This window comes from Micromonospora sp. NPDC005171, assembly GCF_040608575.1.
Taxonomy (GTDB): domain Bacteria; phylum Actinomycetota; class Actinomycetes; order Mycobacteriales; family Micromonosporaceae; genus Micromonospora.
Genome location: NZ_JBEXIM010000009.1, coordinates 162,743 through 177,912 on the forward strand (window position 1 = coordinate 162,743; position 15,170 = coordinate 177,912).

The 15,170-nt window shown below is 73.0% G+C and carries 11 protein-coding genes and 1 pseudogene; 8 read left to right on the forward strand and 4 right to left on the reverse strand.

What is annotated here, in order from left to right; genetic code table 11:
- Positions 1-12 precede the first annotated feature (12 nt).
- Positions 13-1,011, forward strand: a complete 999-nt coding sequence (locus ABZU74_RS15145; protein ID WP_355423270.1) for an aldo/keto reductase family protein — start codon at positions 13-15, stop codon at positions 1,009-1,011.
- 130 nt (positions 1,012-1,141) lie between these two features.
- Here the strand turns inward: ABZU74_RS15145 and ABZU74_RS15150 are convergent, their stop codons facing one another.
- Positions 1,142-1,939 carry a site-2 protease family protein gene (locus ABZU74_RS15150; RefSeq protein WP_355423273.1) on the reverse strand — a complete coding sequence of 266 codons (798 nt, stop codon included), beginning with the start codon at positions 1,937-1,939 and terminating at the stop codon, positions 1,142-1,144.
- A complete protein-coding gene (locus ABZU74_RS15155; protein WP_030337978.1) occupies positions 1,939-2,139 on the reverse strand; it encodes a hypothetical protein in 201 nt (66 codons plus the stop codon). Before ABZU74_RS15155 ends, ABZU74_RS15150 begins: the two co-directional genes overlap by 1 nt.
- Before the next feature lie 146 nt (positions 2,140-2,285).
- Here ABZU74_RS15155 and ABZU74_RS15160 point away from each other — a divergent pair.
- From ABZU74_RS15160 to ABZU74_RS15175, 4 genes and pseudogenes are all read left to right on the forward strand, one after another.
- A pseudogene (locus ABZU74_RS15160) lies at positions 2,286-3,743 on the forward strand (protein kinase); the annotation flags it as partial.
- Between the two features lie 413 nt (positions 3,744-4,156).
- Entirely contained in the window at positions 4,157-6,136 is a 1,980-nt protein-coding gene (locus ABZU74_RS15165; protein WP_355423276.1) for a bifunctional adenosylcobinamide kinase/adenosylcobinamide-phosphate guanylyltransferase, read from the forward strand.
- On the forward strand, positions 6,126-6,899 hold the full coding sequence (locus ABZU74_RS15170; RefSeq protein ID WP_355423279.1) for an adenosylcobinamide-GDP ribazoletransferase: 774 nt from the start codon (positions 6,126-6,128) through the stop codon (positions 6,897-6,899). The genes ABZU74_RS15165 and ABZU74_RS15170 overlap by 11 nt, the downstream gene beginning before the upstream one ends.
- A 67-nt stretch (positions 6,900-6,966) precedes the next feature.
- On the forward strand, positions 6,967-8,262 hold the full coding sequence (locus ABZU74_RS15175; protein ID WP_355423282.1) for a DUF2314 domain-containing protein: 1,296 nt from the start codon (positions 6,967-6,969) through the stop codon (positions 8,260-8,262).
- A 138-nt stretch (positions 8,263-8,400) separates the two neighbouring features.
- Here ABZU74_RS15175 and gcvT read toward each other — a convergent pair whose 3' ends face one another.
- On the reverse strand, positions 8,401-9,531 hold the full coding sequence (gene gcvT / locus ABZU74_RS15180; RefSeq protein ID WP_355423285.1) for a glycine cleavage system aminomethyltransferase GcvT: 1,131 nt from the start codon (positions 9,529-9,531) through the stop codon (positions 8,401-8,403).
- A 162-nt stretch (positions 9,532-9,693) separates the two neighbouring features.
- Here gcvT and ABZU74_RS15185 point away from each other — a divergent pair, with 162 nt between their 5' ends.
- Positions 9,694-11,268 carry a leucyl aminopeptidase gene (locus tag ABZU74_RS15185; protein WP_355423287.1) on the forward strand — a complete coding sequence of 525 codons (1,575 nt, stop codon included), beginning with the start codon at positions 9,694-9,696 and terminating at the stop codon, positions 11,266-11,268.
- Between the two features lie 54 nt (positions 11,269-11,322).
- On the opposite strand, the gene ABZU74_RS15190 is transcribed toward ABZU74_RS15185, so the two are convergent.
- Positions 11,323-11,652, reverse strand: coding sequence for a hypothetical protein (locus ABZU74_RS15190; RefSeq protein ID WP_355423290.1), 330 nt, complete (start codon positions 11,650-11,652; stop codon positions 11,323-11,325).
- A 140-nt stretch (positions 11,653-11,792) separates the two neighbouring features.
- Here ABZU74_RS15190 and lpdA point away from each other — a divergent pair, with 140 nt between their 5' ends.
- Both lpdA and sucB read left to right on the forward strand, forming a co-directional pair.
- Complete coding sequence (gene lpdA / locus ABZU74_RS15195) at positions 11,793-13,223, forward strand: dihydrolipoyl dehydrogenase (protein ID WP_355423293.1); 1,431 nt, start codon at positions 11,793-11,795, stop codon at positions 13,221-13,223.
- 66 nt (positions 13,224-13,289) lie between these two features.
- Entirely contained in the window at positions 13,290-15,104 is a 1,815-nt protein-coding gene (gene sucB / locus ABZU74_RS15200; RefSeq protein ID WP_355423296.1) for a 2-oxoglutarate dehydrogenase, E2 component, dihydrolipoamide succinyltransferase, read from the forward strand.
- Positions 15,105-15,170 lie beyond the last annotated feature (66 nt).

Sequence of the window (15,170 nt, forward strand, 5' to 3'; positions counted from 1 at the left end):
TAGGGTCGGTACATGGAATTCCGACACCTGGGCCGTTCCGGCCTGATGGTCAGCGAGATCTCGTACGGCAACTGGATCACCCACGGTTCGCAGGTCGAGGAGGACGCGGCGTTCGCCTGCGTCCGGGCCGCTCTCGACGCGGGGATCACCACCTTCGACACCGCCGACGGATACGCCGCCGGTCGAGCCGAGGAGGTGCTCGGCCGGGCGTTGCAGAACGAGCGCCGTGAAAGCCTGGAGATCTTCACCAAGGTCTACTGGCCGACCGGGCCCACCCGCAACAACCGTGGCCTGTCCCGCAAGCACATCATGGAGTCGATCAACGGCTCGCTGCGCCGACTGCGCACCGACTACGTCGACCTCTACCAGGCCCACCGCTACGACAACAGCACCCCGCTGGAAGAGACGATGGAGGCGTTCGCCGACGTCGTCCGCTCCGGCAAGGCGCACTACATCGGCGTCTCCGAGTGGACCGCCGCCCAGCTGCGCGCCGCCCACCCGCTCGCCCGGGAGCTGCACATCCCGCTGATCTCCAACCAGCCGCAGTACTCGCTGCTCTGGCGGGTCATCGAGACCGAGGTCGTGCCGGCCAGCGAAGAGCTGGGCATCGGGCAGATCGTCTGGTCGCCGATAGCCCAGGGCGTGCTCTCCGGCAAGTACCTGCCGGGCCAGCCGCCGCCGGCCGGTTCCCGCGCCACCGACGAGAAGTCGGGTAAGGGCTTCATCTCCCGGTTCATGAACGACGACGTGCTGACCCGGGTCCAGCAGCTCAAGCCCCTCGCCGAGCAGGCCGGGCTCAGCATGGCCCAGCTCGCCGTGGCGTGGGTGCTGCAGAACCGGAACGTCGCGTCGGCGATCATCGGCGCGTCCCGCCCCGAGCAGGTGCACGACAACGTGAAGGCGGTCGGGGTGAAGCTCGACGCCGACCTGCTCAAGGCGATCGACGACATCGTCGAGCCGATCGTCGAGCGGAACCCGGCGAAGACCGAGTCCCCGGCGCAGCGTCCCTGACGCCGGCCGGCCCGGCCGGCGCGAGGATGTCGCGCCGACCGGGCCGGGTCCACTCAGCTCAGCCCGTCACCGGGCCCGGTCAGCTCAGCCCGTCGCCGGGCCGGTCAGCTCTGCCCGTCGCCGGGCCCCGTCAGCTCTGCCAGAAGCGGATCAGCTCCAGGCCGGTGGCGTAGAGCCACGAGGGCAGGCCGAGCAGGTCACCGACCGTGAAGACCGCGTCGAAGAACCAGCCACCGATGCGCGGGTTCCACAGCAGCGCGAAGAGCAGAATGAAGCCGTACGGGGCGAACAGGTCGTACATCTTGCGCCACTGCGGGTTGAGCCACGGCTGGATCATGTTGCCGCCGTCCAGGCCGGGCACCGGCAGCAAATTCAGCACACTGGCGGTGAGCTGGAGGAAGGCGAGCAGCGCCACCCCGGCCCAGAACTCCACCGGGCCACCAGACTGGATGCCGAGCCGCACCGCCGCCACCAACACCAGCGTGAACAGCACGTTCGTCGCCGGACCGGCGAGGCTGACCAGGGTGTGCCGCAGTCGGCCCGGAATGGCGTGCCGGTCCACCCAGACCGCCCCACCCGGCAGGCCGATCCCGCCGAGCAACACCACCACCACCGGCAGCACGATCGACAACAACGGGTGGGTGTACTTGAACGGGTTGAGCGTCAGGTAGCCGCGATGGGCGATGTCCCGGTCGCCGGCCCGGTAGGCCACCACCGCGTGGGCGTACTCGTGCAGGCAGAGCGACACCAGCCAGCCGGACACCACGAAGAGGAACACGTTGAACCGGACGCTGCCGTACCCGTTCCAGGTCAGTACCCCACTGACCGCGAAGAGCGCGACCAGGCCGAGGAAGACCGGGCTGGGCCGGAACGCCGCCCTGGGTACGCCGAGGACCAGCCCGTCACCGCCCGGGCGGTCGTAGGCCATCACTCGGCCGTGGGCAGCAGGCTCATCCGGTACTCCACCCGGTCGTCCTCCACGAGCGCGACCGAGGTGACGCCGGACGCCGCGAGCTCCCGCCAGGTCTGACCGATCCAGGATTCGGCGTCGGCCTGGCTGCCGAACGACTCCGCCGGTCCCTCGACCGTCTGGCCGTCCGTGCCCTCGTACCGCCAGCTCCACGCCATGCCGCGTCTCCCCTCGCCGCTGAAGTCCCCGTGGGACGAACCCCCGCCAGCGTAGTCGGCCCGGCGCGCAACGGCCGCTCGCTCGCCCCGGCGGCGACCCCACGGGGTGGATCAATCCGATTGACGCCGGCCGGTACGGTGGCCCGGTGTTGACGCGGGGAGTGCTGCTCGGCGACCGGTACCGGCTGGGCGAGCGGGTGGCGACGGGCGGGATGGGCGCGGTCTGGCGCGGCACGGACGTGCTGCTGGAACGCGAGGTCGCGGTGAAGGTGCTGCTGCCGTCGCTGGTCGCCGACCCGGAGTTCACCGCCCGGTTCCGGGCCGAGGCGCGGATGCTGGCCGCCCTGCGGCACCCCGGAGTCGTCCCGGTGCACGACGTGGGGCAGGCCACGCTCGACGACGGCAGCCAGGTCGACTACCTGGTGATGGAGTACGTCGAGGGCGAGCCGTTGTCCGCCCGGGTGCGCGCGGTGGGGCGCCTGGATCCGGCCACCACCATGTCGGTGCTGGCCCAGGCCGCGGACGCGCTGCACACCGCCCACCTCGCCGGCATCGTGCACCGGGACGTGAAGCCGGGCAACCTGCTGGTCAAGGCCGACGGCTCTGTGGTGCTCGTCGACTTCGGCATCGCCCGGTCCCGCGACATGGCCGGGCTCACCGCCGCGAACATGGTGCTCGGCACCGCCTCGTACATGTCCCCCGAGCAGGCCACCGGGCAGCCGGTCTCGGCCGCCACCGACATCTACGCGCTCGGCGCTGTGGCGTACTTCTGCCTTGCCGGGCAGCCGCCCTTCCACGGTGACAACCCCCTCGCGGTGGCGCTCCGACACGCCCAGGAGGATCCGGCGGCGCTGCCGGCGGACACCCCACCCGCGGTCGCCGCCGTGGTGGCCCGCGCGCTGGCCAAGCGTCCGGCGGACCGCTTCGGCAGCGCCGCTGAGTTGGCCGCTGCCGCCGCCGATGCCCGCGACGCCACCCTGGCGAGCATCCCGGTCTCGGCCCGCCCACCGTGGGCCCTGGCCGCTCCAACCCCCGGTACGCCCTCGGCCCTCGCGGTCACCCCGGACGTCACACCGCCCGTGCCGACCCCCGCGCCGCCGTCCACACCGACGCCCTCGACCGGGCCGACGCCGACCGGGCAGCCCGCGCCGATCGGGTCCGCCGCCGTGCGCACGCCGGCAGGCTTCGCGGCCTCGCCGGTGACCGGGCCGGGATCGACCCGAGAGGAGGCGTTCCGGAACGGCTCGTCCGGCCGACGCCGGCAACTGCTGGTCGGGGCCGGCGCGGTGGCTCTGGTAGCCCTGATCGCGGTGGCCGTGGCGGCCCTGCGACCCGACGGGGAGCCGGCGGGGACGGAGCACCCGCCCGCGCTGGCCGGCGAATCGGCGGTGGCCCCGGACGGCGGCGCGTTCGACGACGCAGGTGCGGGTACCTCGGGAAGTCCTCCCAGCGGCACCCCCGGTGTCAACCGCACCGCGTCTGCCGCACCGACCGGCTCCGGCGGACGGACCGACGCGCCGACCGCCGCCCCGGACCCGCGCACCACGGCGCCGGGCGGCACGCCGACCGGTACGACCAGTAGCCGACCGACGCCCAGCCGCACCCCGTCGAGCCGGCCCAACCCGTACACGGCAGCCCAGGCGTGCGGCAGCGGCTACCAGGTGATCGACTCGGCGACGCTCACCGGCGGGGACGGGCAGCGCAAGGGCCGGGTCTTCCTGCTCTACCACGCGGGCACCGGCACCAACTGCGTGGTCACCCTCAAGGACACCGCGGTCGGCGCGAAGTCGGCTGCCTCGGCGTACCTGGAGGTGCAGGGGCGGGCCCGCAGCACCGACAGCGGGTCCTTCGACTACTACGCCGGACCGGTGAAGGCCACCGCCGCCGGGACGTGCGTCAAGTGGGGCGGCTCCACCGGCGGAGTCAGTTACGGCAGCGGGTTCGAACACTGCGACTGAACGACCGGGAGCACCGGGCCGGCAGGCACCGCAACCCCGGGCGGCCTTAAGGTACGGGCATGTCCGTAGACGGGTGGAACACGGTCCTGGTGCTCGGCGGTATCCGGTCCGGCAAGTCCGAGTTCGCCGAGTCCCTGGTCACCGACGCGCCGGTGGTCCGCTACGTCGCCACCGCGCCCGAGGGCGACCCGGAGGACACCGAGTGGGCGACCCGGCTGGCGGCGCACCGCGCCCGGCGGCCGGGCAGTTGGACCACCGAGGAGACCACCGAGGATCCGCGCCGGCTGGCCGACGTGCTCTCGTCCGCCGAGCCCAACGAGACGGTGCTCGTCGACGACCTGGGCGGTTGGGTGACGGTGCTGCTCGACCCGGACCACCAACCCGCCGACGATGTGGCGACCATCGCCGAGCTGGCCGAGGCGATCCGCGGATGCGCCGCCCGGGTGGTGCTGGTGAGCCCCGAGGTGGGGCTGTCGCTGGTGCCGACCACGCCGCTGGGCCGAGCCTTCACCGACGCTCTGGGCGCGGCCAACCGTGCGGTCGCCGACGCCTGCGACGCGGTGGTGCTGGTCGTCGCCGGTCAGCCGGTCTGGCTCAAGCCGGTCGCGACCGCGACCGAGCCGACAGCTCCCGCCACCGCTACCGAGCTGGCAGCTCCCGCGACCGCCCCGACGGCCGCCGCCACCGCTTCGGTCGTGGCGAGCCTGGCCGACACCGAGCCGACCCCCGAGGTGCAGCTGCCCGACGTGCTGACCCACACGCCGCCGGCCGCCCCGACCCAGGAGCCGGGCAACGCGTGGGCCGCACCGACAATGGCGCTGCCGATGGTGTCCACCGGGCTGGTCATCCAGCCCGGCATGGAGCTGCCGATGCCCGACGAGTACGCGGGCCCGCAGGCGGTGGATCGGCTGGCCACGCTCGACGTACCGGGCGCCGGGCTGGGCGTACTGGACCGGGTGGTGGGCTTCGCCGCCGCCACCCAGGGCACCTCGACCCCCGCCGCCTGGGGCTCGGTGCGAGTGCTGCTGCTGCACGGCGACCACGCCGGCGGGGCGTCGGCTGGCACCGTGGCCGGTGAGTCGGCGCGCCGCGCCGCGCAGGCCCGCGCCGGCCGCGGCGCGTTGGCACGGCTGGCCGCCGAGAGCGGCGCCAGCCTGCAGGTGGTGGACACCCCGGCCGCCGCGCCGATCGAGGACGAGCCGGCCCTCGCGCCGGAGCAGGTGGAATCCGCGCTGCGCTACGGCTGGCGGTTGGCCGAACAGGCCGCCGACGCCGGCGTACAGCTGCTGGTGCTCGGGGCGTGCGGAGCCGGCACCGAGGCGGCGGCCGCGGCGGTGCTCGCGGCGACCGCCGGCGCGGAGCCGCCCGCCGTGCTGGGCCGGGTGATCACCGAATCCGGCGAGATCGACGACGCCGCGTGGATGGTCCGTTGCGCGGCGGTCCGCGACGCGCTGCACCGCACCCGACGCTCGTCCCGCGGCGCCAAGGACATCCTCGCCGAGTTGGGCGGCGGCGACGTGGCAGTGGCCACCGGTGTGCTGCTCGGTGCCACCGCCCGCCGGGTGCCGGTGCTGCTCGACGGGCCGGTCGGGTTGGCCGCCGGCATGGTGAGTCGTGATCTGGCCGGGCAGGCCCGGCACTGGTGTCTGCTGGCCGACCACGGCGGGCACCCGGCCGTGCGGCTCGCCGCCGACGTGCTGGGCCTCACCCCGCTGCTCGACCTGCGGCTGGATCTCGGCGAGGGCGCGAACGCGCTGGTCGCGCTGCCGCTGCTGCGCTCGGTGCTGGCGCTCTCCGCCGCGTTGCCGGTGCATCCGTCGCTGGGCGGCGCCGACGACACCGACCCGGCCGCCGACGAGCCGGAGCCCACCTACGCGGACGAGCCGGAGCCCACCTACGCGGCCCCGGATCTCACCGAACCCGACTCCACCGAGCCCGACTCCACTGAGCCCGATTTCGGCGAGCCGGAGCCGGCCGGGCCGGGCCCGGCCAGCACCGGGGCGGACGAGCAGCCGGCGTCGGGCTGGCGTGCCGGCTGAGCCACGGCTCCTCGCGGGAGCCCGGCTGGCGGTCACCACGTTCACCACGCTGCCGGTGCGGGCCGGGCGCATCGACCGCCCGGTCGCCGGCACGGCGATGGCGCTCGCCCCGGTGGTCGGCGCGCTGCTCGGCGTCCTGCTGGCCGGTGTGCTGCTGCTGGCCGGCGCGCTCGCTCCCCCGCTGGTGGCGGCGGGCGTGACGGTCGGCGTCGCGGCGCTGCTCACCCGAGGGCTGCACCTGGACGGGCTGGCCGACACCGTGGACGCGCTCGGCTCGTACCGGCGGGGCGCGGCCGCCCTGGAGATCATGAAGAAGCCGGACGTCGGCCCGTTCGGGGTGGTCGCCCTGGTGGTCGTACTCCTGGTGCAGGCGGCGGCGCTCGCCGACCTGGCGGGTCGGTCCTGGCCGGCGGGACTCGCGGCGGTGGTGGCGGCGACCGCGGCCGGGCGGTTCGGTGTCACAGTGGCCTGCCGGCGGGGCGTGCCGGCGGCCCGACCCGACGGGCTGGGCGCGCTGGTCGCCGGCACGGTCGGCCCGGTGGCACTGGCCGCCGGTGCGATCGCCGTCGTGTTGCTGGCGGTGCCCGCGGTGCCGGGCCGACCGTGGCAGGGGCCGCTGGCCGTCGTCGCCGCGATCGCCATCGCGCTTCCGCTGCTCAATCACGTGGTACGCCGGCTCGGCGGGATCACCGGCGACGTCCTCGGCGCGACCGTCGAGGTGGTCACCACGCTGGTCTACCTGGGTCTGGTGCTGTCCGGCTGAACCGGGCCCGGCGGGCCGGGTAGCGTTCGGCTCGACAACACCGGCGCGGCCACCGGGGGATCCCACAATGCTCATCACGGACGACTTCCTGCCCGTACCGGTGCCGGAGTCGCTCAGCGCGACCTACCTGGTGCCGATGGCGGGGCTACCGAAGGTCAGTGCGAAGACCGCGGTGGCGGCCCTGACCGGCCGGCTGGCCGAGCCTGTGCACGGGCTGGCCCGGCAGATGCTCGACAGCCCGCTGATGAGCGTCGACACCCGGCCGATCTCCGAGTTCCCCGAGCTGCCACCGGACCTGCTCACCGCGTTCGGTGCCACCAAGGAGCAGTTGGCCCGGCTGGCGGCGGCGACGCACCTGGTGGTCGTCCAGGCCGAGTACCGGCCCGGCTGGCCGCCCGCGCACGAGTGGGCCGCCCGGGCGGTCGCGGCCGCAGTGGCGGAATCCGTCGACAGCGACGTGGTGGACGTCTTCGGCCTGCAGTTCCTCGACCCGGCGACCGCGCTGCGTTCCCTCCCCGACGAGCAGGGCCGCATCCGACTCGTCGACTGGGTCCTGGTGCCGTACTCGTCGGACACCGAGGGCCTGTGGTTCACCACCAAGGGGCTACGCCGCTTCGGCCTGCTGGAGTTGCAGACCCAGGGGGTGCCCGACCACCTCACCCGAGCCTGGGGTGCGGTGATGACCGGGGCGGCCCGCCGGTTGCTGCGGGACTGGACCGACGGGCTCACCGGCGAGGAGGTGCCGGCGTTCGTACAACTGCCGGTGCTGGCCACTGTCACCGGGCACGACATCGCGGTGGCGTACGGCAACCCGGAGCAGCACGGCGCCACCGCCCCGGTGCTGCTCCGCCTCGAACTGGATCCGGCGACCGACCCGGAGGCCGACTCGTTCCTGAGCCTGCGCCCACCCGCCGGGCACTCCGGCCCGGACGGGCGCTACTACGCCGCCGCCTGCGCGACCCTGTTCTCCGGGATCCAGCCGGACGTGCGCTACGCCCGCTCCGGCGACGCGATGAGTCGTGCCGTCGCCACCGCCCGGGCCGCGCTGGGTGACGCGCGGGCCCGGTTCGTCGCCGGTCAACTCCCCACCGAGTCGCAGCTGGTGGTGAAGTACGGCCTACCCGGCGACGACGGCCCGGAGTACGTCTGGGCGGGCGTGACCTCGTGGGAGACCCCGGAGCGCATCGTCGGCGTGAGCGCCAGCGACGCCAACACCGACCAGAGCGTCCGCATCGGCGCCCCCGTGGTCGTGGAGGCGTCCGACGTGGTCGACTGGGCCGTCCTGGACGCGACAGGCGTCATCGAGGGCGGCTGGACCCAAGCAGTCCTGGACTCCGGCGAACCCCCCACCCCAACCCCCTGACCCCACCCCACCGCGCGCCGCTCACCGGCGGGCCCCCGCCCGCCCAACCCGCGTTGATCATGAAGTTGTTGCCACCGCCGACGGCGTGTCGTGGCAATAACTTCATGATCAACCAGGTCCAGGGGTGGGGCTGGGGGGTTACTTCACTGAGGGGGTTACGAAGGGGGGCTTGGTCAGCTTCAGGGGGGCTCGGCGGCCTCGGATGTCGATCTCGACCTCGTCGCCGTCGGTCAGGTTGGCGTCGGTGTTCAGCAGGGCCAGCGCGATGCCCTGTTTGCGGGTCGGGGAAAAGGTGCCGCTGGTCACGGTGCCGACCTGGGTGTCGCCCACGTGCAGGGTCATGCCGGGGCGGGGAATGGCCCGGTCGACGGCCACCAGGCCGCGCAACGTACGCCGGGGGCCGGCGGCCTTCTCGGCGAGCAGCGCGTCGCGGCCCCAGAAGGCCGGCTTGTCCCAGCCGACCGCCCAGCCGGAGCGGGCCTGCACCGGGCTGATGTCCAGGGAGAGGTCCTGCCCGTGCAGCGGGTAACCCATCTCGGTACGCAGCGTGTCCCGCGCGGCCAGCCCGCAGGCGCGTAGCTCGAACGCCGCGCCGGCGGTGAAGAGCGCGTCCCAGACGGCGACCGCGTGCTCCGCCGGCACCACCAGCTCGTAGCCCAGCTCACCCGTGTAGCCGGTACGGCAGACAGTCAGCTCCACCCCGGCCAGCCTGGCGGCGGAGAAGCTCATGTAGCCGTGTTCCGTGGGCAGGTCCAGGGCGGCCAGCAACTCGGCCGAGCGGGGGCCCTGCACGGCCAGCACCGCGTACGCCTCGTGCTCGTCGGTGACTGTCACCTGGGCGGGCGCGGCGGCGCGCAACCGGCGCACCACCTCGGCGGTGTTCGCCGCGTTCGGGATGAGGAAGACGTGGTCGTCGGCGTAGAGGTAGGCGATGATGTCGTCCACCACGCCGCCGGTGGCGTCGTCGCAGCAGAGCGTGTACTGCGCCCGGCCCGGGCCGATCCGCCCCAGGTCGTTGCTGAGGCAGGAGTTGACGAAGTCGGCCGCGCCGGGGCCGCTCACCCGGGCCTTGCCCAGGTGTGACACGTCGAAGACTCCGACCGCCGTACGCACCGCGGTGTGCTCCTTGAGCACTCCGCCGCCGGCGTACTCCAGCGGCATCTCCCAGCCCCCGAAGGGGGCGAACTTGGCTCCGGCGGCGAGGTGCCGCTCGTGCAGCGGGGAACGGCGCAGCCGGGTCGCGGCGGCGTCGGAGGTCACGTCGGTCATGGGTGGCAACTTACCGGGGGCAACGTCGCTGGTTAGCATCGGCGGGAGCCCGCTGGCGCTGTCGGCGGGACAGCCATGACGTCCGGCAGGTAGGTTCCGCCGGAGACCTTCACCGCTGGTACGCGACGCAGCGACCGGCCCGGCCCGCCCGGAGTAGCTTCAGTGACTTCACCCCGCACCACCAACCTGAGCCTGGTCGACACCGACCCGGCCGAGCTCGCCGTCGACGCGATCGTGATCGGCGTGCACAGCCAGACCGGAGAGCAGGGCGCCACCAGCGGCCTCGCCGGCACCCTGCTGCTCGCCAGCGGCGCGGAGAGCATCGCGGCCGCGTTCGACGGCAAGCTGACCGAGACCCTCGCGCTGCTCGGCGCGACGGGTGGGCCGGGTGAGGTCATCAAGCTGGCCACGCTTGGCACCGTGACCGCCCCGCTGGTCACCGCAGTCGGGCTCGGCCCGGAGCCGTCGGGTGCCGCCCCGGCCCCGGAGACGCTTCGCCGGGCCGCCGGTGTGGCGATCCGGGCCCTGGCCGGCGCACCCACTGTCGCACTGGCCCTGCCGCTGCCGGACGACGCGGACGCGTCGGCCGAGCTGCGCGCGGTCGCCGAGGGCGCGCTGCTGGGTGGGTACCGGTTCGCCGGCTACAAGACCCGGCCCCAGCCGACCCGGCGCGAGCCGGTGGCCGAGGTGCTCATCGCGGTGCCGGACGCCGGCGACGCGGGCGCCCAGGCGGAGGTCGCCCGGGCGCAGGCGGTGGCGGGCGCGGTCCGGCTGAGCCGGGACTGGGTGAACTCCGCGCCGAACGAGCTGCGTCCGCCGTCGTTCGCCGAGGCTGTCGCCAGCGCGGCGCGCGAGGCGGGTCTCGGCGTCGAGGTGCTGGACGAGGCGGCGCTGGCCGCCGGCGGGTACGGCGGCATCGTCGCGGTCGGGCAGGGTTCGGAGGCCCCGCCGCGGCTGGTGAAGCTGACCTACACCCCGCAGGGTGGCGGCAACGGCAAGCGGGTCGCGTTGGTCGGCAAGGGCATCACCTTCGACACCGGCGGCATCTCGATCAAGCCGGCGCAGGGCATGTGGGAGATGAAGTCCGACATGGCGGGCGCCGCCGCGGTGGGCGCGGCCATGCTGGCGATCGCCGCCCTGAAGCCGACGGTGGCGGTCAGCGGGTACCTGCCGATGGCGGAGAACATGCCGTCGGGCACCAGCTACCGGCCGGGCGACGTGATCACCATGTTCAACGGCAAGCGGGTCGAGGTGCTCAACACCGACGCCGAGGGCCGGATGATCCTGGGCGACGCCATCGCCCGCGCCTGCGCGGACGGCACCGACTACCTGTTCGAGACCTCCACCCTTACCGGCGGGCAGGTCATCGCGCTGGGCAAGCGGATGGCCGGCGTGATGGGCACCCCGGAGCTGTGCGACCGGGTGAAGGTGGTCGGCGACTCCGTCGGCGAGCCGGCCTGGCCGATGCCGCTGCCCGACGACGTCCGTAAGGGCATGGAGTCGGATGTGGCGGACATCTCGCAGGTCAACGCCGGCATGGACCGGGCCGGTCACATGCTGCAGGGCGGCGTGTTCCTGCGCGAGTTCGTAACCGACGACGTGGCGTGGGCGCACATCGACATCGCCGGGCCGGGTTACCACTCGGGCGAGCCGACCGGCTACTGGACCAAGGGCGGCACCGGCGTTCCGGTCCGCACGCTGGTGCAGCTCGTCGAGGACGTCGCCGCCAACGGCTGACGGAACGGAAAGTGAGGGGCCCCCGGTCGACGCCGGGGGCCCCTTCGACGTGTCTCAGTGCCGGTCGGGGCGACGTTTGCGGCGCTCGTTGAAGTCGCGCATCCGCTGTGGGTAGCCCATCAGCCGGACGTCGTACACCGGGATGCCCATCCGGTACGCGAAGCGGCGGGCTCCGTCCGGGCCGTCGATGCGCCGGCGGGTCCACTCACCGTCGTCGGCGATCAGGATGACGGTGGTCTCCGTCACCGTCGTCCGGGGTTCGATGAACGCCTCGACGCCGCGCCGACTCCGGATGAAGTTCTCCAGATGGTCCAGATCGCCACGATCGGCGGCACGGTCACGGCTCGGCACAGCCGCCTGTTTGCGGCGCCGGAACAACCCCACCGGATCTCTCCCCCACCGTGCGTCATCGACAACGGTGCCAAGGGTACGTGTCGATGACGTGTCGTTGGGCACCTCAGTACGCACCCTGTGCCCAGTGGTGACAAGATGACCGAGGTGGGGTGTGTCTGTGTTACATCCCCGTGACCCCCCGATGCAGCGACGCGACCTGGGAGTTGGACGTGAGCGAGCCGAACGAAGCGACCTTCGACATTGTCATTCTCGGAGGTGGCAGCGGCGGCTACGCGACCGCGCTCCGCGCCGCCCAGTTGGACCTGAAGGTCGCGCTGGTCGAGAAGGGCAAGCTCGGCGGCACCTGCCTGCACAACGGCTGCATCCCGACCAAGGCGCTGCTGCACGCGGCCGAGATCGCCGACCAGGCCCGCGAGTCGGAGCAGTTCGGCGTGAAGGCCGAGCTGATCGGCATCGACATGGCCGGGGTCAACTCGTACAAGGACGGTGTGATCTCCCGCCTGTACAAGGGCCTGCAGGGCCTGGTGGGCGGCTCGAAGAACATCACCTTCGTCGCGGGCGAGGGCAAGCTGGTCGGCAAGAACGTGGTCGAGGTGGACGGCAAGCGCTACACCGGCCGCAACATCGTGCTGGCCTCTGGCTCGTACGCGAAGAGCCTGCCCGGCCTGGAGGTCGACGGCGAGCGGATCATCACCAGCGACCACGCGCTCACCATGGACCGGGTGCCGTCGTCGGTGATCGTGCTCGGTGGCGGCGTGATCGGCGTCGAGTTCGCCAGCGTGTGGAAGTCCTTCGGCGTGGACGTGACGATCGTCGAGGCGCTGCCCCGACTGGTCGCCGCCGAGGACGAGGAGTCGTCGAAGGCGTTGGAGCGGGCGTTCCGCAAGCGGAAGATCAACTTCAAGGTCGGCAAGCCGTTCGAGAAGGTCGAGAAGACCGACAACGGCGTCAAGCTGACCATCCAGGGCGGCGAGACCGTCGAGGCGGAGGTGCTGCTGGTCGCCGTGGGTCGCGGCCCGAACACCGCCAACCTCGGGTACGAGGAGCAGGGCGTCAAGATGGACCGCGGCTACGTGCTGACCGACGAGCGGCTGCGCACCAGCGTGCCGAACGTCTACGCGGTCGGCGACATCGTGCCCGGCCTCCAGCTCGCCCACCGGGGCTTCCAGCAGGGCATCTTCGTGGCCGAGGAGATCGCCGGGCAGACCCCCGCCGTGATCGACGAGGTCGGCATCCCGCGCGTCACCTACTGCGACCCGGAGCTGGCGTCGGTGGGTCTCACCGAGGCGAAGGCCAAGGAGCAGTACGGCGCCGACAAGGTCAAGACGTACAACTACAACCTGGGCGGCAACGGCAAGAGCCAGATCCTCAAGACCACCGGCTTCGTGAAGCTGGTCCGGGTCGAGGACGGTCCGGTGGTCGGCGTGCACATGATCGGCGCCCGGGTCGGTGAGCTGATCGGTGAGGCGCAGCTCATCTACAACTGGGAGGCGTACCCGGCGGAGGTCGCCCAGCTCGTGCACGCCCACCCGACCCAGAACGAGGCATTGGGCGAGGCGCACCTGGCCCTCGCCGGCAAGCCGCTGCACTCGCACGCCTGATCATCCAAACCGCGGCGTCCGGCGACGGGCGAAGATCCCACCAGGGGAATGAAGGAGTCTCAGAAAATGCCGGTATCGGTCACCATGCCCCGGCTCGGCGAGAGCGTCACCGAGGGCACCGTCACGCGCTGGCTCAAGCAGGAGGGCGACACCGTCGAGGTTGACGAGCCCCTGCTCGAGGTCTCGACCGACAAGGTCGACACCGAGATCCCGTCGCCCGCGGCGGGCGTGCTGAGCCGGATCGTGGTCGGCGAGGACGAGACCGCCGAGGTTGGCAGCGAGCTGGCCGTCATCGCCGGTGAGGGCGAGTCGACCGGCGGTGGCGAGGCCGCCCCGCAGGAGCAGGCTCCGGCCGAGTCGGTCGAGCCGGCCGCCGAGCCGACGGCCGCCGCCGAGGGCACCGCCGACGAGGTGGCCCAGGACGAGGCCCCGGCCGAGGCGCCGGCTCCGGCCGCCGCCTCGTCGGGCGAGGGCACCGCGGTGAAGATGCCCGCCCTGGGCGAGAGCGTCACCGAGGGTACGGTCACCCGCTGGCTGAAGCAGGTCGGCGAGACCATCGAGGTCGACGAGCCGCTGCTGGAGGTCTCCACCGACAAGGTGGACACCGAGATCCCGTCGCCGGTCGCCGGCACCGTGCTGGAGATCAAGGTCGCCGAGGACGAGACCGCCGCGGTCGGCGCCGACCTGGCGATCATCGGCGTTGCCGGTGCGGCCCCCGCCCCGGCGCAGCCCGAGCCGAAGCCGAAGGCGGAGGCCAAGCCCGAGCCGGAGCCGAAGGTCGAGGAGCCGACCCCCGGCATGTCGTACAACGAGCCCGCCGCGGAGACCGAGAGCTCGACGCAGCCGGCGAAGACCGAGCAGGCCGCGCAGCCCGCCGCGTCGACCCCGACGCCGCCGCGCCCGTCCGCCCCGGCACCCGGTGCCGGCGAGGAGGCCGCCGGGTACGTGACCCCGCTGGTGCGCAAGCTGGCCAGTGAGCACGGCGTCGACCTGGCCGCGCTCAACGGCACCGGCGTTGGTGGTCGGATCCGCAAGCAGGACGTGCTGGAGGCCGCCGAGAAGGCGAAGGCCGCAAAGGCCGCTCCGGCTCCGGCGGCCGCTCCCGCCGCCGCCGCGCCCCCGGCCAAGCCGGCCGCGAAGCCGCAGCCGAGCGCCAAGCGGGGCACCACGGAGAAGCTGCCGAGGATCCGGGCGACCATCGCCAAGCGGATGCAGCAGTCGCTGCACGAGACGGCGCAGCTGACCACCGTCGTCGAGGTCGACGTCACCAAGGTTGCCAAGCTGCGGGCCCAGGCCAAGGACTCGTTCCTGGCCAAGCACGGCGTGAAGCTGTCCTTCCTGCCGTTCTTCGCCCTCGCCGCCATCGAGGCGCTGCAGACCCACCCGATCATCCAGGCCAGCATGGACCTGGACGGCGGCACGATCACCTACCCGGCCGCCGAGCACCTCGGCATCGCCGTGGACACCGAGCGCGGGCTGCTCGTGCCGGTCATCCACAACGCCGGTGACCTCAACATGGGTGGCATCGCCAAGCGGATCGCCGACCTGGCCGAGCGCACCCGGAACAACAAGATCACCCCGGACGAGATGGCCGGCGCGACCTTCACGCTGACCAACACGGGCAGCCGGGGCGCCCTCTTCGACACGCCGATCGTGCCGTCGCCGCAGTCGGCGATGCTCGGTACGGGTGCCGTGGTGAAGCGTCCGGTCGTGGTCAACGACCCGGAGCTGGGCGAGGTCATCGCGGTCCGGTCGATGGTCTACCTGGCCATGTCCTACGACCACCGGCTGATCGACGGCGCCGACGCGGCCCGCTTCCTGACCGCGGTCAAGGAGCGGCTGGAGGGCGGCAACTTCGAGTCGGAGCTGGGCTTGGCCTGAGCCACCCGCAACGCCGAAAGGGGCGCCCCGGTCGTCGACCGGGGTGCCCCTTTTCGTTCGCGGTGC